Source organism: Pedobacter cryoconitis (assembly GCF_014200605.1).
Lineage (GTDB): Bacteria > Bacteroidota > Bacteroidia > Sphingobacteriales > Sphingobacteriaceae > Pedobacter > Pedobacter cryoconitis_B.
In genome coordinates this window covers 686,510-705,599 of sequence record NZ_JACHCE010000002.1, presented here as the reverse complement: position 1 = coordinate 705,599, position 19,090 = coordinate 686,510, and the positions used below count along the sequence as shown (strand labels likewise).

Here is a 19,090-nt window from a genome sequence, read left to right as displayed (position 1 = left end):
ACAGTAGAAAATGTAATTTTGCAAAATAAATAACACAAAGATGACTACAAACAGAACATTTACAATGATTAAGCCAGATGCAGTAGCAAATGGACATATCGGAGCAATTATCAATGACATTACTGCTACTGGTTTTAAAATCATTGCCTTAAAATACACTAAACTTACAGAAGAAACTGCTGGTAAATTCTATGAAGTACACAAAGATCGTCCATTCTATGGTGATTTAGTTAGCTTTATGTCTTCTGGTCCAATCGTAGCTGCAATTCTTGAAAAAGATAACGCAATTGAAGATTTCAGAAACCTGATCGGTGCTACAAACCCAGCTGATGCAGCTGAAGGTACTATCCGTCAGAAATATGCTAAATCTATTGATGCAAACGCTGTTCACGGATCTGATTCGAACGAAAATGCTGCAATTGAAGGAGATTTCTTCTTTACTGCTGCTGAACGTTTCTAGTTCCTGCCGAATAAATTATTAATCTAAGCACCTCAAAAGGGTGCTTATTTTCATTATAGTCTAATTGTTTTTTTAACGGTGATGAAGCTATCCTGCGCTACCTGATTCCTGTTCATTTCAGTTTCTGCTCTGCCGCACATGATGGTTTCGTTAAAATCAGCCCCCGTTTTAAAATATAAGGAGCCCAAACTAAAATAAACGAACCTCTTATAGCAATGAAAAAATTAGCCATTACCCTTTTGATCCCTTTATGCGGATATGCGGCAACCGCACAAACTAAACGTAAGCCTGCAACTAAAAAAGCAACAGTTGCCCCGGTAAAAATGACTGGCATTACGGATTCAGCGAGTTATGCTTTTGGATTTTCCATGGCCTCAGGTTTAAAAGCCAATGGTGTTAAAGCACTGAACTATGATTTACTGATGAAAGGTTTAAAAGATGTTTTTCAGGGTCATGCACCTTTATTAACGGAACAATCTTCACAAAAAGTTATTGGTAACCTGTTTAAAGGAATTACGATGGAAAAATATGCAGCAGAAATTGCTAAAGAAAAGAACTTCCTGGAAGGTAATTTAAAAGTTCCCGGTGTAAGAAGTACGGCCAGCGGCTTACAATATATAGTGGTTAGCCCGGGGAACGGGGCATCCCCGAAACCAACAGATAATGTCACTGTAAACTATAAGGGTACTTTGCTTAACGGAAAACAGTTTGACAGTTCTTATGATAGAAAAGAACCACTTTCAATTGGTGTAGACAGAGTTATTCCGGGATGGACAGAAGGTTTACAGTTAATGACCCCTGGTTCTAAATATAAATTCTTTATCCCTTATAACCTGGCATACGGCGAACGCCCGATGGGACAGGATATACCTCCTTATAGTATGCTGATTTTTGAAGTTGAATTATTAAAAGTAAACAGTAAATAATTTTTTTTTAAAAACCATTTCCAGGATTACTTGTTCAAAGAAGACTAATTAATCTGCTATGAACACGAAAAGATATTTACCCCTTGCCCTTGTGGCTTTAATAATGACAACTTTAAGTAGCTGTCAACTTGTAGAGAGTATATTCAAGGCCGGAGTCTGGTCCGGTATAATTGTAGTTGTTGTAGTGCTGGCCCTAATCATATGGGTGGTCAGTAAAATTTTTGGCGGCGGAAGCGGCAACTAAGTTCTACAAGAATACAATTTCATTGATGACCTCTGAACCGGCACGTTCATTCAGTTTCTGGATGATGCCGGTTCTTACCATTAAGAGCTCATTCTTGATCACTGACGATTCAATCCGGACAAACAGCCTCTTATGCGCAATATAGATCTGCGTGGTTCTGTTTCCGATTGCAGTGCCCATAATTTCAGGCCACATCGCAACGACGCCTGTTTCATCAAACTTCCCTTTAATCTTATATACAGACAGCATTTTTGAAATGGCGTCCTTAAGGGTCATGTCATTAGGTTTACGCATGGTGTATGGCTCCGTTAATTACTTCGAATAAAGTTACAGGAACTTTGATCTTATCAAAGATATTAAGTACTCTTTCTTTTCCGGTATCCGTAATAAAAATCTGCCCGAAGTCGTGGTGAGAAACCATTTCCATCAATTTATGCATTCTGTGTTCATCCAGCTTATCAAAGATATCATCCAGCAGCAGCAAAGGTTTAAAACCTTTATATTTTTCCACATAGGCATATTGTGCCAGTTTCAAAGCAATCAGGAAAGATTTCTGCTGCCCCTGTGAGCCGAATTTTTTAAGCGGCATGTCGCTGATGGTAAAAATAAGATCGTCTTTATGTATCCCGGTTGTCGTTCTTTCCAGGACTTTATCTTTTTCTACAGATTGAAGCAGTAAAGTTTCGAATGGGGTATCATTTAACTGAGACTGATAAGTCAGGTTAACGACTTCTGCCTCGGCGGTCAGATAATGATAATATTTGTTGAACAACTCTATATAATCAAGCATAAACTGCTTGCGCTTTGCAAAAATCTTCTCTCCGCAGCTAATCAGCTGCTCATTAAATATTTCCAGCAATGCCGGATCATAACGGCGGGTAACTGCAATCTGTTTTAACAGCGCATTTCTGTTCAGCAGATGTCTGTTATATTGCATCAGCTCATCCAGATATTGCGAATCTGTCTGAGAAATCACATTATCCATGAATTTGCGTCTTTCTTCACTTCCATCCATGATAATGGTGACATCATAAGGTGAAATCATTACCAGCGGGAATAGCCCGATATGATTAGCCAGTTTATCGTATTCCTTTTTATTTCTCTTGAATTGTTTCTTCTGATTTTTCTTGACCCCGCAGGTGATCTTCTCATTTTTTTCCTGGCGGTCAAAATCCCCCTGGATCATAAAAAGTTCTTCGGCAGTTTTGATCTGCTGACTATCAATAGGATTAAAATAGCTCTTACAAAGACACAAATAGTGGATCGCATCCAGTAAATTGGTCTTCCCGGCACCATTATTTCCTATAAATGCATTCACTGTTTTTGAAAACCGTAAATCAGCATCCGAATAATTTTTGAAGTTGAGCAGAGTAATATTTTTTAACCACATAGTATGAACTGCAAAGTTACCTTTTAGGTTTGTTAAAAGAAGCTGATACACAGATTTGTTTCACCATTATCCTATTCACATCTAATTCAGGAGGTTCTAAAACAGTGCGCGTTTAAAATTTTTATTTAAATACTGAAAAAGAGGTTGATACTTTAACCGAAAAATGTATTTTTGCAATCCTTAATTTTTATTAATAAAATGTCCACAACAGAAAAAGAAGTAAATCATAACGTTAGAAAAGGTTCATTTTTAGAGGAAAACTCTAAAAGCCTTTTATTCATTGCCGCAGCGGTAATCGTATTAGTGATCATATACTTTTGGTATCAGAATGTATATTTGAAAGGCAGAGCTGAGGAAGCTTCTGCAAAAATGTACAAAGCAGAACAATATGTTGGGGTAGATTCTCTGGCTAATAAAGCTATTTCGGGCGATGCAGGTTATCCTGGATTTGAGAAAATCGCTGAAGAATACAACAATACAAAATCAGCTAACTTAGCTAACTTATATCTTGGCGGAATCTATTTACGTAAAGGTGAATACAAAAAAGCAACTGAGGTATTAGGTAAATATTCAGAAACAGGAAGTCCTGTTGCAGATCCGCTGGCATTAGGAATGTTAGGTGATGCTTACAGTGAACTGAAAGATTATAGCCAGGCAATTACTTATTACAAGAAAGCGGCTGAAAAATCAAGCAACAAATTTACTTCTCCTTTATTCCTTAAAAAATTAGGATTGGTTTACGAATCACAAAAAGACTTCAAAAATGCAGAAGAAGCCTATAACAAAATCAAAAATGAGTTCCCTGCAAGTCAGGAAGCTGTGATGATTGACGAGTATATTGCTCGTGCTACTGCTGCACAAGGAAAATAATATTCCACATATTTTTACAAAGGCCTGCATTTTATGCGGGCCTTTTTTTTGTTTTAATACTTATCTTTGTCTCATGGCAACACAATTAAAAAACCTGTCCGACTTTTCTCATACTACTGTCCCTGATGGTGGAGCTTATAAAATTGCTATTGCAGTAGCTGAATGGAATGCGGATGTAACAGGCAGTCTTTACAAAGGTGCATTGGAAACACTTTTAAAACATGGCGTTAAAGAAGAAAATATTCGTTCTATAGCGGTTCCGGGAAGTTTTGAATTAACAGGTGCAGCCGAGATTTTATTAAAGAAACATGCCGATCTTGATGCGGTTATCTGTCTTGGATGTGTAATCCAGGGTGATACCAAACACTTCGACTTTATCTGTGATGCAGTAGCTAACGGTGTAACACAAGTAGGTATTAAATATAGCAAACCAGTTATTTTTGGTGTTTTAACGACCAATGACTTACAACAGGCCTTAGACAGATCTGGTGGTAAACATGGTAATAAAGGAGATGAAGCAGCGATTACGGCAATAAAAATGGCTCATTTGCTGGAAACAGCTTAAGCTTTATTTAAAAGCCCTTAATACTGAATTGTTTTATTTTCTGGAATAGTGTAGATTAGCGGTAGAAAATAAAATCTATACTGATGAAAAAGATAGCAATCGTATTGCTTGGAGTATTCTTTGCAATAATAGTTTTAGAGTCTTGCTCTAACCGTATTTGCCCGGCATACAGTTCGTATCCAAAAGGCAACCGGAGAAAGTAAGCCGGATATAATTTAAAATAGAAATTTGATGGAGTGGAAGAACATTACTGATCCAGATCAGATCAGTGACATAAAAACGCAGGCGGGTTATAGTTTAATCTTTAAACACAGCACCCGTTGTTCAGTGAGTATGATGGCAAAAAAAAGGTTTGAGCTTGACTGGGAAGTGATTCCTGAAGACACCAACCTTTATTTCCTGGACCTGATCAGCCACCGTGCAATTTCTGCACAGATAGCTGAAACATTTCAGGTTCATCATGAATCTCCTCAGATTTTATTAATCAAGGATGGTGATTGCGTATTGGATGCCTCACATAGTGACATCTCAGCAGATGAAGTGGCCGAACTTATTAATAATTAAAAGTAACGGTTTTCTTTAAATCAGGGTGAAGGCTGTAAAATACCGGACAGGTATTTGCAGCTCTTTCGATAATCTTTTTGTCTTTCTCAGTATAGTTATTTGCAGGAAACTGGAAGTCAGCAATGATTTCTGCTACCCTTCTTGGCCCTTCTGCCATGATTTTTGTAATTTCACAAGTAGCACCGTCAATATTAAAGCCGTGTTCTGCGGCTGCAATACCTACGATAGTGAGCATACAATTTCCCAGTGAGGTAGCCAGCAAATCTGTAGGTGAGAATGCTTCGCCTTTACCTTTATTATCCACAGGTGCGTCTGTAATAATTTCATTTCCCGAGCGTAAATGAACAGAGCTGGTTCTCAGCCCTCCGTTGTAAGTTATTTTTGAAGTTGCCATATTGTTTTTCCGGGCTTTTATAAACCTGTAATACAAGATTAACATAAATTATTTACGAAGCCAACAATCTGAGGCTATCTATTTCTTTCCGTTTGTCATATTTTCCTGCTATTTAAGCATAACATTACACCTTACATACATTTCATGTTTATAACAATTGAAACCTATTGCTTAACTTTGCTGCATGATCGAACTTCCGGTTGTTTCAGCAAACACAGTACAACGTAAACCAGACTGGCTTAGAGTTAAGCTTCCTGTAGGTAAAGAGTATGCACAAGTGCGTAGTCTTGTAGATACACATAAATTACATACCATTTGTGAAAGCGGTAATTGTCCTAATATGGGCGAATGCTGGGGCGCTGGTACGGCAACATTTATGATCCTTGGTAATATCTGTACCCGCTCCTGCTCATTTTGTGCAGTAGCAACAGGCAGACCAAAAGCTGTAGATACAGATGAGCCTAACCGTGTAGCCAACTCTGTTAAATTAATGCAGGTAAAACACTGCGTAATTACTTCGGTAGACCGTGATGATTTAAAAGATGGCGGATCTATTATCTGGGCAGAAACTTTACAGGCTATTCGCAGAGAAAGTCCTTCGACAACTTTAGAGACCTTGATCCCTGATTTCAGAGGTATCTGGGATAACCTTTACCGTGTATTGGAAGAGCGTCCTGAGGTCATGTCACATAACATTGAAACTGTACGCCGTTTAACTAAACAGGTACGTGTTCAGGCTAAATATGACAGAAGTCTGGAATGTCTGAAAAGAATATCAGAATTCGGTCTTAGAACTAAAACAGGTATCATGCTTGGATTGGGAGAAACTGAAGATGATGTACTGGAAGCAATGGATGACCTGGTTGCCAATGGTGTACATATCCTGACTTTAGGTCAATATTTACAGCCAACACGTAATCACCACCCGGTTGTAGATTGGATCCATCCTGATCAGTTTGCTAAATATAAAGAAATTGGAATGGCAAAAGGCTTGAGATATGTAGAAAGCGGTCCATTAGTCCGTTCTTCATACCATGCAGAGAAACACCTTTTCGATTTTTAGTAGCTTAGACATTTCAAACAAAACAAAAATATGTTTGAACTTGTTAGACATTCTGTATATTAGCAAACATTGGCACCGAATAAAAAAATATCCCTTACAGAAGAAGATCTGGTGCGTGCACTGAAAGATCGCGAAAAGATCGCTATTCAGGCACTATACGACATGTATTCAGGTGCACTGCTAGGTGTAATCTTTAGAATTGTACAGCATTCTGAAATTGCTGAGGATCTTTTACAGGATACTTTCATTAAAATCTGGAACTCTGCGGACAACTATGATAGTTCTAAAGGCCGTTTATTTACATGGATGATTAATATTGCACGTAATCTTTCCATAGATAAGCTACGTTCCAAAGACTTTAGGAATGCCAATAAAAACCAAGACATAGAAAATAACGTAGATTTCATTGACCAGCAAAGAAAGATAACTTTTAATGCTGACACGATGGGTTTAAAAGACATGGTTACTGCACTTAAACCTGAATTCAATAGTGTGTTGGATATGGTCTATTTTAAGGGCTATACTCATGTAGAGGCTGCAGAGGAACTGAATTTACCATTAGGTACGGTTAAGACCCGTATCCGGATGGCTATTATGGAATTAAGAAAGCATTTTAATTAAAGTGGAAGAAGCAAAAGCATATATCGAAACAGGCATACTTGAACTTTATGTTCTCGGGCAACTAGATGCCCGTGAACAGCAAGAAGTTGAAGAGATGGCAACTAAATACGCTGCAGTTAAAGCAGAAATTAGTGCGATCGAAGTTGCTATGGAACAGTATGCGATTAAACATGCTATTGAACCAACCAGCGGGCTGGATAAACAAATCTTTGAGAAAATCAGTATTTCCGCTAACGAAGTAAATACGGATAAAGGATCAGCTCCGGTAAATCACAGTTCAATAAATCACCATTCATTAAATCATAGCTCATCGATAAACAATCATGCTGCGATAAATTCTGGTTCAGCGATAAATCATGGAGCTAAGATTGTTCCTTTAAATGCTGATCACGCGGCTTCGACGATAAAAACGCTGAGATACGCACTGGTTGCCTGTGTAGGTTTATTAGTTGTCAGCGTAGTTGCCCTTTATTCAACACATGATAAGTTAACCACTGCCAATCAGCAAATCCTTGCTTTAAATGTGGACAAAGAGAAGTTTGCAAGTACAGTAAGCTTTATGAAAGATGAGAATAAAGATTTACAGGAAATCGCAACGATTGCAGCAGATCCAACATGGAAAGCTGTTAAACTTGCCGGAACTAAAATCTCTCCTCAGGCTAACATGATGGTTTACTGGCATAAACAAGGACAGCATGTTATGGTGGACAACACTAAAATGGCCCTTCCTCAAAATGATGCAGCTCATCAATATCAGTTATGGGCAATTGTAGATGGCAAACCAGTAGATCTTGGTGTATTCGATGCAACAGCTGAACCTAAAAAACTGCTGGTTGCGATGAAAGAAGTTGGAAATGCACAAGCATTTGCAGTAACTCTTGAAAAACGCGGAGGCAGTATCAGTCCTACAATGGAAAAGATGGTTGCTATGGGTGGCGTATCTATTTAATTAATCCTTTTAGTACTTCAGGTATCTGTTCTGCGACTGCTGATGCTTTCACAGAAACTTTTGACACCGCAAGCTGGTCTCCGGACAATCCATGTAAATAACAGGCCGTATAGGCAGACTGCTCAGCCAGGTAAGCCTGAGCCGAAAATGAAGCAATCAATCCTGTTAGTACATCTCCCATTCCACCTTGTGCCATTGCTGGATTTCCAGTTGAATTGATCATTACTTTCCCATTCTGATTGACGATAAAAGTATATTGGTTTTTAAGTACGATGACACATTTCAATTCAATAGCCTGTTCCCTTGCGGTTTCTAAACGGGCCCACCAGGAATCATGCTGACCAAATAAATGATCAAATTCTTTCATATGAGGGGTCAATATGGAACCTTCGGGCACTTCTTTCAATAAATCTTTCTGATTCCCAAGCAAGTGTAAGGCATCAGCATCAATAATTAAGGGTTTCTTTAATTTTAACAGGCTTTTTAGTAGTTCAGCACTTTCTGTACCAGTACCCAAACCTGGCCCCACCGCTACAGCATTGAATTTTTCAGTCCCCTGTAATGCGGTACGGTTGATATACATCACTTCTGGCAGAGCTGTATTTAAAGCTGTTAATCCGCTTTCAGGGATAGAAAGCGTGGTCAATCCTGCCCCTCCATAAAGACAGGCCTGAGCAGCAAGAATCGCAGCTCCCATAGTCTCCTTTTGACCTGCAATAATTAATGCATGGCCATAAGTACCTTTATGTGTAAAAGATTTTCTCGGTTTAAATAAAGCTTTGATATCAGACCCATTTAAAAGTTTATAGGGAGAATCCAGACTTTCAATATAATCTTCGTCAAGGCCGATCTCAACTACCCTGAAACGTTCTAAAGCATTGGCAGATTCAGGAAAGAAGAAATTGAGCTTTGGCCGCTGAAAACAGATAACCAGTTCTGCCCTGATATAAACATTACTCTGATCTAAGATCCCTTCTGCCGGAAAACCTGTAGGTATATCTACTGCAATTACCCGGGCATTTAATCCGTTAATAAACTGCGCCAGTTCCAGATAAAGACCACTTAGTGCTTTATTCAAACCAGAGCCTAAAACAGCGTCAATGATAACTCCATTTTTCAAAGTTTTCAGCTCTGCAACAGCCTTGATTGTAGTTAAAGGGAACCACAGATCTTTTAAACGGTTCAGGTTTATTTTATATTCTTCGGTCTCATTGCCTGAGAAATCAATCAGATAAACGCCGACCTGGTTATATCCTTTATCTTTAAGGATTCTGGCTATAGCCAATCCATCAGCCCCGTTATTTCCCTTACCACATAAGATATCTATTGGGGTATCTTCGCCGGTAATCTCTTTTATAAATTCTCCAACAAAAGCTTCCGACGCAGCTTCCATTAATTCAATAGCTGATATCTCTTGATTTTTAACGGTAAATACGTCTGCTGAACGCATCTGCTCTTGATTAATCAGGTTCTGCATTTAAAATAGACTAATGTTTCATTTCTTTTTTCAGGAATTTCCCTGTTAAACTGATTGGATTTTGAATCAGGCCTTCCGGCGTACCTTCAAAAATGATTCTTCCGCCACCTGCTCCGCCTTCTTCTCCTAAATCAATAACCCAGTCTGCAACTTTAACTACATCCAGGTTATGTTCAATAACCAGGACAGTGTTTCCTTTGTCTACTAACTCATTGAGTACGCCTAACAGTACATTGATATCTTCAAAATGCAGGCCAGTTGTCGGTTCATCCAGAATATAGAAGGTTTTACCAGTATCTTTTTTAGATAATTCAGTAGCCAGCTTAACTCTTTGCGCCTCACCGCCCGATAAAGTAGTGGAAGATTGCCCCAGGGTGATATACCCTAGTCCAACATCTTTTAAGGTTTTGATTTTACGGTAAATAACAGGCATGTTTTCAAAAAATGCACAGGCATCTTCAATACTCATATCCAATACATCGCTGATCGATTTACCACGGTAACGTACTTCGAGCGTTTCCCTGTTATATCTTCTGCCCCCGCATTCTTCACAAGGTACATGCACATCAGGAAGGAAATTCATTTCAATAACCTTCATTCCCGCCCCCTGACATGTTTCACATCTTCCGCCTTTGACGTTGAAAGAAAAACGGCCGGGTTTATACCCTCTTATCTTAGCTTCAGGCAGTTGTACATATAAGTTTCTGATATCGGAGAAAACACCAGTATAAGTAGATGGATTTGATCTTGGTGTTCTGCCAATTGGCGCCTGATCAATTTCAATTACTTTATCTATTTCTTTGATGCCATTGATCTTCTCATAAGGCAAAGGATGTTTTTTCGCTCTGAAGAAATGGTGGTTTAAAATTGGATAAAGTGTCTCTGTGATCAAACTTGATTTACCACTTCCGGAAACTCCGGTAACCGCGATAAATTTACCTAATGGAAAATCCACCGAAACTTCTTTCAGGTTATGACCACTGGCTTTGATGATAGATAGTTTATGCCCGTTTCCTTTTCTTCTTTTTGCAGGCACTGCAATTTCTTTATTTCCATTCAGATAGGCCGCAGTCAGTGTTCCTGATTTAAGAATCTCTGCAGGGGTTCCTTCGGCAACAATCTGACCACCATGTAAACCAGCAGCCGGACCAACGTCAATAACGTAATCTGCTTCCAGAATCATGTCTTTATCATGCTCTACCACCAACACTGTATTTCCAAGATCACGCAGGTTTTTCAGCGCGCCAATCAACCGCTCATTATCACGCTGATGAAGACCAATACTTGGCTCATCGAGAATATACATGACATTCATTAATTGTGACCCGATTTGTGTGGCCAGACGTATCCGCTGTGCTTCACCTCCTGATAATGTTCTTGCTGTTCTGTCCAGTGAAAGATAATTCAGCCCTACATCAGTCAGAAAGCCCAGCCTGGTCCTGATTTCTTTTAGAATTTCTTTGGCAATGGTATTCTGTCTCTCATTTAAACGGCTTTCTACATTAGTGAACCATTCTTTCAGGCTATTAATGTCCATTTCTGCCAGTTCAAAAATATTCTTACCGTCTACTTTAAAATGCAGGCTTTCTTTTTTCAGCCTTGCACCATTACAGGAAGGACAGGTTTTAAGTTTCCGGAACGTCTCCATATCATCAACAGCCCCTTCTCCTTTTTTCTCGTTTTGCTCTTCGAGTAATTTAATAATCCCGTCAAAAGTGATCTGATAGTTCTGTACATTCCATTTGTTATATTCAACAGCTACAGAAAGCAAATCAGGGCTTCCGTTCAGAATGATATGGATATGTTCTTCACTTAACTTTTCTATAGGGGTAGAAAGAGAGAAGTTATATTTCTTTGCCAGTGCTTTAATCACCTGGAACATCCAGATATCCCTGTATTCTCCAAGCGGGGCCAATCCACCGTTCATAATACTCAGCTTAGGATTAGGCATCACAGATTCTCTGTCTACAACGAAAATATAACCTAAACCATCACATTGCTCACAGGCTCCATACGGAGAGTTGAAAGAAAAACTATTTGGTTGCGGCTCGTCATAAGAGATCCCGGTAGTAGGGCACATTAAAAAGCGGCTGAAATGAGAAACATTATTCTCCTTGTCGCTGATTTTAATAATCCCTTTACCTACCCGCATTGCGGTCTGTACAGAATCTATTAATCGTTTATGATCTTTTCTATCTACCAACAGACGGTCTACTACAATTTCAATATCATGGATCTTGTATCTGTCCACCTGCATTTTTGGAGTCATATCCTGTATTTCTCCGTCAATACGAACTTTAACATATCCTTGTTTACGTATTTGCTCGAACAGTTCACGGTAATGCCCTTTTCTGCCTTTAACTACAGGGGCAAGGATATTGACTGCAACACCGTCATATTTATTGTAAATATTATTCAGAATCTGATCTTCACTCATCCGCTCCATTTTCTCTCCGGTATTGTAAGAGAAAGCATCTGCAGTACGGGCGTATAGTAAACGCATGAAATCGTAAATCTCTGTAATGGTCCCTACAGTAGATCTTGGATTCTTGCTCGTCGTTTTCTGTTCAATAGCAATTACAGGACTTAATCCTGAAACTTTATCTACATCCGGTCTTTCCATACCTCCCATAAACTGACGGGAATATGCACTGAAAGTTTCCATATAACGACGTTGTCCTTCGGCATAAATCGTATCAAATGCAAGAGATGATTTACCGCTTCCACTTAAACCAGTGATGACAACCAACTGATTACGCGGAAAGGAAATATCTATATTTTTGAGGTTGTGAACCCTTGCACCGTATACTTCAACATCTTTTTGTTCACCCAGGTCGATGGTATTTTTGCTCATATATATCTAAAAAACGCTCTTGAAATCTTTAAAATAAAGAAAGCAAATTTGCAGCCACAAAAGTACCCATTTTTCTTTTAATAGCCTATCGTGGTTTATTTATTGTAAACGGATAGGATCAAAGAAACATGGGTATGACAATGGCGTGTTTTTAAATATTCACAACCGGGTTTTTACCGGCTTTATGATTAATATGTGAAACATAAGAAGCTGACATCATTTTAACGCCGTCAAGATGGCTGTCAATATTGGAGACCAGGTCTTTTTTATCCACATGTCCGTGAATGAAATTAAGAAATTCTTCAACGACTGCCGTTTTGGCCTGTTCAGTTAACAGCCTGGAATCATCCAGATTGTGTTTTGCTGAAAGATCTTTCATTGTAATCACCTCCAGCGGATGTTCTCCTCCCAGCATACCGATATTCCGGAATATATAAATATCAAAATGATTATTTCCGCCTGGTTTGTGATCTTTCCTGCTGTTATACTGATGTTTGTCTTTAGCCTGGTATGAATGAATCTGGATGCTTTGGAAAGGGCCTTGCTGAATATTATGATATTCATGTTTTACACGGCCATTTCCTTTATAAAGGTCCGCATCAGGTATCACCCAGCTCCTTCTGCTAAAGCTGTTATGCAATAGATTGATGGTTATATTAGCAATGTTTTTCTTGTCTTTGAGCATTCTGACCATGATGGTTGCATCAATCTCTCCGTAATTCTGAAAAATCTCCGATAACTGCTGATCGTCGTAGGTCTTCACATCTTTGTAGTCACTTTCAAAATAAGTCAGATAATCCTGCTCGTTCATCTGTGTAATAAAGCCATCGGGCTGAATCAGTGAGCTGATAACTTCCATATGGTCTGGTGCCTTGTCAGTGATGCCAGTGCAATGATAAAGCTGACTAACGATATCAAATAAATGATAACCGCTATGCGACATCTTTCCATGCCCTTTATTATAGGAATGATAATCCTGAGAAACCATTTCTGACGGCAAACGCCATTGTCCATCATTATGACTGGAATTGATAGCGGTCACAGGACAATTGGTTGCTTCGCCCACTTCTTTGATCTTCTCCATGACACACTGAAAACCCGGATGATACCGCCGCTGAACATTAACAGAAAAGATAGTCGATTTCTCAGACTGGAAGTCATTGTAAAGTTTCAGCAGGTTCTGATAGTCAGCAAGGATTCCATGCGCTTGTTCCAGATCAGAAACTGCATTTTCTCTCGTACTGATTGGTTTATCCATTAGAATATGAAGTTTTAAACCTAAAGCCCATTCTGCATAAACATGATGAACCGATGGTTCGGTGGCTATAATAACTGCATTGATATCATTATCATTAACAAACTGATCCAGCTCAGCTTTTAGGGTTTCTGGTATCTGACCAGTAAAAGGATCAATAAATAAGGTGTTGACCTTATAATCATTTTTTTCGAAATGATGTCTGATCTTCTTTTCTTCAGATTTAACATCAACTGCCAATAGGATTTCAACCTTGAATTTCTTCCTTAAATTGGTAAGTACAGGGAGATAGACGCGTTTTGAATGGGGGCCGATACCAATTAATATTATACGTATAACAGATTTCATTAGAAGAGTATTTTTAAACTCACTAAATATATACGTTTTACAACGTATCAAAATCACGTGTAAATTAAAAGAAAGTAAAAGAATTATTAACTGAGCAGAGAGATTTGTTATTGAACAGGCATAAAAAAGCCGGCTTAAGCCGGCTTTTCTATTTCATTCTGATTTCCTATTCACTCTGGGTATTCATAGCCAGTACTCCTTTTGGAGAAGCACGGTAACCGTAACGTGAAGGGTCCTGAATAATTTGTTTCATCGAAATAAGCTTATAAACATATCCCCCGGTTTCCCGGTTAAGCTTCATCTTAAAATAATTATCCTGATTTTGTCTGTCGATCTGCTTTCTCATGTGGTTATCACCAACATTGTAAGCTGCAGCAACTAAAGTCCAGCTATCAAAAACGCCGTACAATTCTTTGATGTATTTGCAGGCTGCTATAGTGGATTTACGTAAGTTTTTACGTTCGTCAACTTCTGAGTTGACTTTGAGTCCGTAAGTACGTGCAGTACCAGGCATAAATTGCCAGGCTCCATTTGCTCCTTTCGGAGACATTCCGCCTTGTAAACCAGATTCAACAAGAGGCATGTATTTAAAATCATTTGGGATGCCATAAGCAGCAAGAATCGGCTCGATAATCGGGAACCACTCTGCGGCCATTCGGTGCAGACGATTTGTCTGTAGATTACTGTAATTATATCCCGCAAGAGTTTTCTTCATTTTTCGCTCCACCCGAATGTCACCCACAGGTAAAGTTTCTTCTGCAAAATTTAACTGAGCCATCAGATTTACAGGCTCTTCTGTAATAGTAGTGGTAGTAGTGGTAATACTTTTTGTAGTGTTGTTAAGTCCTTTTTTGTGACTTTTAAATGCTTGGGGCATGTTGTAAGCAAACACTTTTGCCATAACCAATAATCCTAAAATTATTGAACATGTTATTATGTGTTTCTTTATCATTTTCCTCCTTTTTTTGGTGAACAATTATAAAACGCCTGCAAATGTAACGTATATTAAGCTAATTATCAACATTTTACAAGAATAAGCTTTAAAATCAACGTTTAAACACCCATAGGCCGTGATTTTATTTTTAACTGACAACATGAAAATATAAATGACTAATTGCTCGATTTTTATTAAATTTGCACCCCGCATTAATTATGTGGTTAACAGCGTATCATGACAAATAACAACAACAGGAACAGTCGGGATGACAAGTCCAAACCGGGAAACCGAAGCACAACAGGTAAAGGCCGTAGTGGAGCAGATAGCTCTTACAAAGGTAAAAGCAAGTTTGGGGATAAAGAGGGGAACGACAAGAGTAAATTTGGTGCTGGAAAGGACAATTACAGACCCAGAGCCGGCAAAGATGGTGATGATTTCAAAGCGAGGCCTCCAAGAGATGGTGATAGCAGTTTCAGACCAAGAACAGGCAGAGATGGCGATGCTAAAGATTTCAAAGCAAGACCACCAAGAGACGGCGACAGCAGTTTCAGACCAAGAGCAGGCAGAGATGGTGATGCAAAAAGCTTCTCATCAAGACCACCAAGAGACGGTGACAGCAGTTTCAGACCAAGAGCAGGCAGAGATGGCGATGCAAAAAGCTTCTCATCAAGACCTCCAAGAGATGGCGAAAGCAGTTTCAGACCAAGAGCAGGTAAAGATGGTGAGGCGAAAAGCTTCTCATCAAGAGGTGCTGGCGGCAAAACATTCAAACCACGTGCATTTAAAGAAGGCAGTTCTAAAGAAATGCCAAGAAATGAAGGCCGTAGTTATATAAAGAAAGACAATTTCAGTACTGATGGCGAAAGACCATTCAGAACTTTCGATGATAAAAAGAATACTTCCAGAAGCACAGACAGCAGACCTTTCAGAAAGAGAGAAGAAGGTGCGCCGGCAAAACCATATTCTGGTGCGCCAAGGCCTTTTGCTGCTAAATCGGCACCTGTTATGCGTGCCCGCAAGGAAAGTAATACTATAGATGACGGAAAAATCCGTTTGAACCGTTACATCGCCAACTCTGGTATTTGTTCACGTCGTAAGGCAGATGAACTGATTGCTGCTGGTGTTGTTTCTGTAAACGGGGTACCGGTTTCTGAACTGGGACATAAAGTAGATCCGGGTAAAGACGAAGTACGTTACAATGGTGAATTATTGAAACGTGAAAAGAAAGTTTATGTGATCTTAAATAAACCTAAAGATTATATTACTACTACTGATGATCCTCAGGAGCGTCGTACAGTCATGTCATTGGTTGAAAAAGCCAGCAGAGAACGTATATATCCTGTAGGACGTTTAGACCGTAACACAACCGGACTTTTATTAATGACCAATGACGGTGATTTAGCAGATAAATTATCTCATCCAAGAAATGGTATTACTAAAATCTATCATGTTGAATTAAGTAAAAGCTTAAGTCAGGGTGACCTGAACAAAATTCAGTTCGGATTGGAATTAGAAGATGGTATTATTAAACCAGATTCTGTATCTTACGTTGCCGGAGGTTCTAAACGTGAAATTGGCATCCAGATCCACAGTGGTAAAAACAGGATTGTCCGTAGAATATTTGAACACCTGGGTTATGAAGTTGTTAAATTAGACCGTGTGGTTTATGGCAACCTGACCAAGAAAGATCTTCCACGTGGAAGATGGCGCTTTTTAGAAGAACATGAACTGATTCAGATCAAACATCTGATCCAGTAAATTATAGCCCGATTTATGAGAAAACTACTTTGTCTGTTAACCGCTACCGTTTGTTACTTTTCTGCTCAGGCACAAAAGGCAGATTATCATCTTGTCGTAGGAACATATACTGCTCCTGGTAAAAGTGAAGGGATTTATGTTTACGATTTTAACACTTCCAATGCTGCATTCCATTTGAATAATGTAGAGAAGAACGTGATTAATCCAAGCTACCTTAAAGTTACGCCAGACCGTAAATTTGTTTATGCAGTAAATGAGAACGGAGACAAAAGCATGGTAAGTGCTTTTAGTTTTGATGCGGTTACAGGAAAATTAGGATTCTTAAATAAACAAAAATCAGAAGGTGCAGATCCTTGTTACCTGATTGCAGATGATAAAAATGTACTGATTGCCAATTATAGCGGAGGCACTATTGGTGTTTTCGGCAGACAGGCAAATGGTGCACTGACTCCTGCGAAACAGGTTGTTCGACATATCGGATCAAGCGTAAACAAAGACAGGCAAAACAGTGCACATGTTCACATGGTGCGTTTTAGCCCTGATCATCGTTATGTGATCTCTAATGATTTAGGAAAAGATAAAGTTTATACTTATGCTTATCATAAAGATTCGGCACATGATGTACTGGTTTTAAAAGACAGCATCAGTATCAAACCTGGCAGCGGACCGAGACATATTACCTTTAGCAGTAATGGTAAATTTGCCTACCTGATACAGGAAATGATACCAGAGGTAACCGTTTTCAGTTATACTGACGGTGTGTTCAAAAAGATCCAGGAGATCTCTATGGTAGCCAGAGATTTTAAAGGTGAAAATGGAGGTTCTGACATACAGCTTTCTGCTGATGGCAAGTTCTTATATACAAGTAACAGAGGTACTGCCAATACGATCACAACATTCGCTGTTCAAAGTAACGGTCATCTGATTAATAAAGGTCAGACCAGCACGCTGGGTAATGGCCCGAGAGCTTTTGTCATTGACCCAAGTGGTAACTGGCTTTTAGTTGGTCATCAGTATACCAATAACGTGGTCATCTTTAAACGTAATAAAGTAACTGGTGCTTTAACAGATAGTGGAAAAAGAATCGATATAGGGGCTCCTGTCTGTTTCGAATTTGTAGCTAAAAAATAGATAACGTATAAACATAATCTCTAAAAATATAAAAGCCCGGTAATTAATATTACCGGGCTTTTTTGCTTTAAATAATACGGGCCGAACTTTACAGGACAGCCTGTAACTTTAGATTCTTCGCTATAATATCATTGTAATAATCTACATACAGCGGTAATATCTTTTTCAGATCGAAGTCCTGTGCCCTTTTAAAAGCATTTTCCTTAAACGTATTCAACACTTCGTCATTTTCAAGGATCATAATAGCCTTGTTTGCCATATCATCTACATCACCAACGTTGCTCATATATCCGCAAAAGCCATCTACATTCAATTCTGGCAAACCACCAGCATTCGAAGTAATGATAGGCACTTTACAAGCCATAGCTTCTAATGCGGCTAAACCAAAACTCTCTGTTTCGGAAGGCATCAGGAATAAATCAGCTACAGAAAGAATTTCCTCCACAGCATCCTGTTTTCCCAAAAAGCGTACATGGTCACAGATACCAAGGTCTCTGCACAATTGCTCGTTGTTAGCACGGTCAGGTCCATCCCCTACCATTAATAATTTAGAAGGGATTTTATTCAGGATAAGTCTGAACATTTTGATCACATCCGCCGTTCTTTTTACCTTACGGAAATTAGAAGTGTGGATCAGGATTCTTTCATTATTAGGCGCTATAGCTTTCTTGAAATGATCTTTTGGCTTCAGACTGAATCTGCTGAAATCTATAAAATTCGGAATTACCCTGATCTCGTTTGTAATATCGAAATGATTATTCGTATCTTCTTTCAGATCGTTGGAAACAGTAGTTACCCCATCAGACTTATTGATAGAAAATGTAACCACAGGTTTATAAGTCGGGTCTTTCCCTACCAGTGTAATATCAGTTCCATGGAGCGTGGTTACAAATGGTATAAAAATACCATAGGTTTCCAGGATCTGTTTCGCCATAAAAGCAGCAGAAGCATGTGGAATTGCATAATGTACATGGAGTATATCCAGATTTTCGAACCTAACCACGTCTACCAGTTTACTGGCTAATGCAGATTCATAAGGTGCATAGTCAAATAAGGGATAATCCCGGACAGATACTTCATGGTAATAAAGGTTAGCAGAGAAAAAGTCTAACCTTGCAGGCTGGCTATAGGTGATAAAATGGACCTGATGTCCTTCATCAGCCAATGCCTTTCCTAATTCTGTAGCGACAACACCGCTACCGCCAAATGTAGGGTAACAAACAATACCTATTTTCATCAATTATAGATTATCTATAACAGTTTTAATTAAACTGTTTCACCCGC

18 protein-coding genes are annotated in these 19,090 nt (G+C 38.9%); 10 read left to right on the top strand and 8 right to left on the bottom strand.

Annotated features, from left to right (window positions below; translation table 11 throughout):
• Positions 1-40: 40 nt before the first annotated feature.
• Both HDE68_RS09105 and HDE68_RS09100 read left to right on the top strand, forming a co-directional pair.
• The gene (locus HDE68_RS09105) at positions 41-460 is read left to right on the top strand and encodes a nucleoside-diphosphate kinase (RefSeq protein WP_183881119.1); all 420 of its coding nucleotides are present in this window, start codon (positions 41-43) and stop codon (positions 458-460) included.
• Positions 461-675: 215 nt separating this feature from the next.
• Complete coding sequence (locus tag HDE68_RS09100) at positions 676-1,386, top strand: FKBP-type peptidyl-prolyl cis-trans isomerase (RefSeq protein ID WP_183881117.1); 711 nt, start codon at positions 676-678, stop codon at positions 1,384-1,386.
• Positions 1,387-1,633: 247 nt separating this feature from the next.
• Here the strand turns inward: HDE68_RS09100 and HDE68_RS09095 are convergent, their stop codons facing one another.
• On the bottom strand, positions 1,634-1,924 hold the full coding sequence (locus HDE68_RS09095; RefSeq protein ID WP_183881115.1) for a DUF721 domain-containing protein: 291 nt from the start codon (positions 1,922-1,924) through the stop codon (positions 1,634-1,636).
• Positions 1,917-3,020 carry a DNA replication/repair protein RecF gene (gene recF, locus HDE68_RS09090; RefSeq protein ID WP_183881113.1) on the bottom strand — a complete coding sequence of 368 codons (1,104 nt, stop codon included), beginning with the start codon at positions 3,018-3,020 and terminating at the stop codon, positions 1,917-1,919. Before recF ends, HDE68_RS09095 begins: the two co-directional genes overlap by 8 nt.
• Before the next feature lie 198 nt (positions 3,021-3,218).
• On the opposite strand from recF, the gene HDE68_RS09085 reads away from it, so the two are divergent.
• The 3 genes from HDE68_RS09085 (at position 3,219) to ytxJ (ending at position 5,019) form a co-directional block, all read left to right on the top strand.
• Positions 3,219-3,890 (top strand): tetratricopeptide repeat protein, encoded by a 672-nt coding sequence (locus HDE68_RS09085; protein WP_183881111.1) that lies wholly within the window; start codon positions 3,219-3,221, stop codon positions 3,888-3,890.
• A 73-nt stretch (positions 3,891-3,963) separates the two neighbouring features.
• Positions 3,964-4,455 (top strand): 6,7-dimethyl-8-ribityllumazine synthase, encoded by a 492-nt coding sequence (gene ribH, locus HDE68_RS09080; RefSeq protein WP_183881109.1) that lies wholly within the window; start codon positions 3,964-3,966, stop codon positions 4,453-4,455.
• A 231-nt stretch (positions 4,456-4,686) separates the two neighbouring features.
• On the top strand, positions 4,687-5,019 hold the full coding sequence (ytxJ, locus tag HDE68_RS09075; protein WP_183881107.1) for a bacillithiol system redox-active protein YtxJ: 333 nt from the start codon (positions 4,687-4,689) through the stop codon (positions 5,017-5,019).
• Here the strand turns inward: ytxJ and HDE68_RS09070 are convergent.
• Positions 5,009-5,413 (bottom strand): OsmC family protein, encoded by a 405-nt coding sequence (locus tag HDE68_RS09070; protein ID WP_183881105.1) that lies wholly within the window; start codon positions 5,411-5,413, stop codon positions 5,009-5,011. The genes ytxJ and HDE68_RS09070 overlap by 11 nt on opposite strands.
• A 184-nt stretch (positions 5,414-5,597) precedes the next feature.
• Here HDE68_RS09070 and lipA point away from each other — a divergent pair, with 184 nt between their 5' ends.
• From lipA to HDE68_RS09055, 3 genes are all read left to right on the top strand, one after another.
• On the top strand, positions 5,598-6,476 hold the full coding sequence (gene lipA, locus HDE68_RS09065; RefSeq protein WP_041880761.1) for a lipoyl synthase: 879 nt from the start codon (positions 5,598-5,600) through the stop codon (positions 6,474-6,476).
• 69 nt (positions 6,477-6,545) lie between these two features.
• Entirely contained in the window at positions 6,546-7,097 is a 552-nt protein-coding gene (locus HDE68_RS09060; RefSeq protein ID WP_183881103.1) for an RNA polymerase sigma factor, read from the top strand.
• A 1-nt stretch (position 7,098) separates the two neighbouring features.
• Complete coding sequence (locus tag HDE68_RS09055) at positions 7,099-8,046, top strand: anti-sigma factor domain-containing protein (RefSeq protein ID WP_183881101.1); 948 nt, start codon at positions 7,099-7,101, stop codon at positions 8,044-8,046.
• Here the strand turns inward: HDE68_RS09055 and HDE68_RS09050 are convergent.
• The 4 genes from HDE68_RS09050 to HDE68_RS09035 form a co-directional block, all read right to left on the bottom strand.
• Entirely contained in the window at positions 8,039-9,496 is a 1,458-nt protein-coding gene (locus HDE68_RS09050) for an NAD(P)H-hydrate dehydratase (protein WP_183881099.1), read from the bottom strand. The genes HDE68_RS09055 and HDE68_RS09050 overlap by 8 nt on opposite strands.
• Positions 9,497-9,533: 37 nt before the next feature.
• Entirely contained in the window at positions 9,534-12,377 is a 2,844-nt protein-coding gene (gene uvrA, locus HDE68_RS09045; RefSeq protein WP_183881097.1) for an excinuclease ABC subunit UvrA, read from the bottom strand.
• 151 nt (positions 12,378-12,528) lie between these two features.
• The gene (locus tag HDE68_RS09040; protein WP_183881095.1) at positions 12,529-13,980 is read right to left on the bottom strand and encodes a Gfo/Idh/MocA family oxidoreductase; all 1,452 of its coding nucleotides are present in this window, start codon (positions 13,978-13,980) and stop codon (positions 12,529-12,531) included.
• A gap of 166 nt (positions 13,981-14,146) precedes the next feature.
• Positions 14,147-14,857, bottom strand: coding sequence for a lytic transglycosylase domain-containing protein (locus tag HDE68_RS09035; protein WP_260171722.1), 711 nt, complete (start codon positions 14,855-14,857; stop codon positions 14,147-14,149).
• Between the two features lie 294 nt (positions 14,858-15,151).
• Between HDE68_RS09035 and HDE68_RS09030 the strand changes: the two genes are divergently transcribed.
• Together HDE68_RS09030 and HDE68_RS09025 are read left to right on the top strand one after the other, a co-directional pair.
• On the top strand, positions 15,152-16,675 hold the full coding sequence (locus HDE68_RS09030; protein ID WP_183881091.1) for a pseudouridine synthase: 1,524 nt from the start codon (positions 15,152-15,154) through the stop codon (positions 16,673-16,675).
• 15 nt (positions 16,676-16,690) lie between these two features.
• A complete protein-coding gene (locus HDE68_RS09025; RefSeq protein WP_183881089.1) occupies positions 16,691-17,806 on the top strand; it encodes a lactonase family protein in 1,116 nt (371 codons plus the stop codon).
• Positions 17,807-17,894: 88 nt separating this feature from the next.
• On the opposite strand, the gene bshA is transcribed toward HDE68_RS09025, so the two are convergent.
• Positions 17,895-19,043, bottom strand: a complete 1,149-nt coding sequence (gene bshA, locus HDE68_RS09020) for an N-acetyl-alpha-D-glucosaminyl L-malate synthase BshA (protein WP_183881087.1) — start codon at positions 19,041-19,043, stop codon at positions 17,895-17,897.
• Between the last annotated feature and the right edge of the window lie 47 nt (positions 19,044-19,090).

What these genes read in the sequence shown, in the direction of transcription:
- HDE68_RS09105 (WP_183881119.1), top strand. Translation starts at nt 41, where the DNA reads ATGACTACAAACAGAACATTTACAATGATTAAGCCAGATGCAGTAGCA.
- HDE68_RS09100 (WP_183881117.1), top strand. Translation starts at nt 676, where the DNA reads ATGAAAAAATTAGCCATTACCCTTTTGATCCCTTTATGCGGATATGCG.
- HDE68_RS09095 (WP_183881115.1), bottom strand. Translation starts at nt 1,924, where the DNA reads ATGCGTAAACCTAATGACATGACCCTTAAGGACGCCATTTCAAAAATG.
- recF (WP_183881113.1), bottom strand. Translation starts at nt 3,020, where the DNA reads ATGTGGTTAAAAAATATTACTCTGCTCAACTTCAAAAATTATTCGGAT.
- HDE68_RS09085 (WP_183881111.1), top strand. Translation starts at nt 3,219, where the DNA reads ATGTCCACAACAGAAAAAGAAGTAAATCATAACGTTAGAAAAGGTTCA.
- ribH (WP_183881109.1), top strand. Translation starts at nt 3,964, where the DNA reads ATGGCAACACAATTAAAAAACCTGTCCGACTTTTCTCATACTACTGTC.
- ytxJ (WP_183881107.1), top strand. Translation starts at nt 4,687, where the DNA reads ATGGAGTGGAAGAACATTACTGATCCAGATCAGATCAGTGACATAAAA.
- HDE68_RS09070 (WP_183881105.1), bottom strand. Translation starts at nt 5,413, where the DNA reads ATGGCAACTTCAAAAATAACTTACAACGGAGGGCTGAGAACCAGCTCT.
- lipA (WP_041880761.1), top strand. Translation starts at nt 5,598, where the DNA reads ATGATCGAACTTCCGGTTGTTTCAGCAAACACAGTACAACGTAAACCA.
- HDE68_RS09050 (WP_183881099.1), bottom strand. Translation starts at nt 9,496, where the DNA reads ATGCGTTCAGCAGACGTATTTACCGTTAAAAATCAAGAGATATCAGCT.
- uvrA (WP_183881097.1), bottom strand. Translation starts at nt 12,377, where the DNA reads ATGAGCAAAAATACCATCGACCTGGGTGAACAAAAAGATGTTGAAGTA.
- HDE68_RS09040 (WP_183881095.1), bottom strand. Translation starts at nt 13,980, where the DNA reads ATGAAATCTGTTATACGTATAATATTAATTGGTATCGGCCCCCATTCA.
- HDE68_RS09035 (WP_260171722.1), bottom strand. Translation starts at nt 14,857, where the DNA reads ATGCCCCAAGCATTTAAAAGTCACAAAAAAGGACTTAACAACACTACA.
- HDE68_RS09030 (WP_183881091.1), top strand. Translation starts at nt 15,152, where the DNA reads ATGACAAATAACAACAACAGGAACAGTCGGGATGACAAGTCCAAACCG.
- HDE68_RS09025 (WP_183881089.1), top strand. Translation starts at nt 16,691, where the DNA reads ATGAGAAAACTACTTTGTCTGTTAACCGCTACCGTTTGTTACTTTTCT.
- bshA (WP_183881087.1), bottom strand. Translation starts at nt 19,043, where the DNA reads ATGAAAATAGGTATTGTTTGTTACCCTACATTTGGCGGTAGCGGTGTT.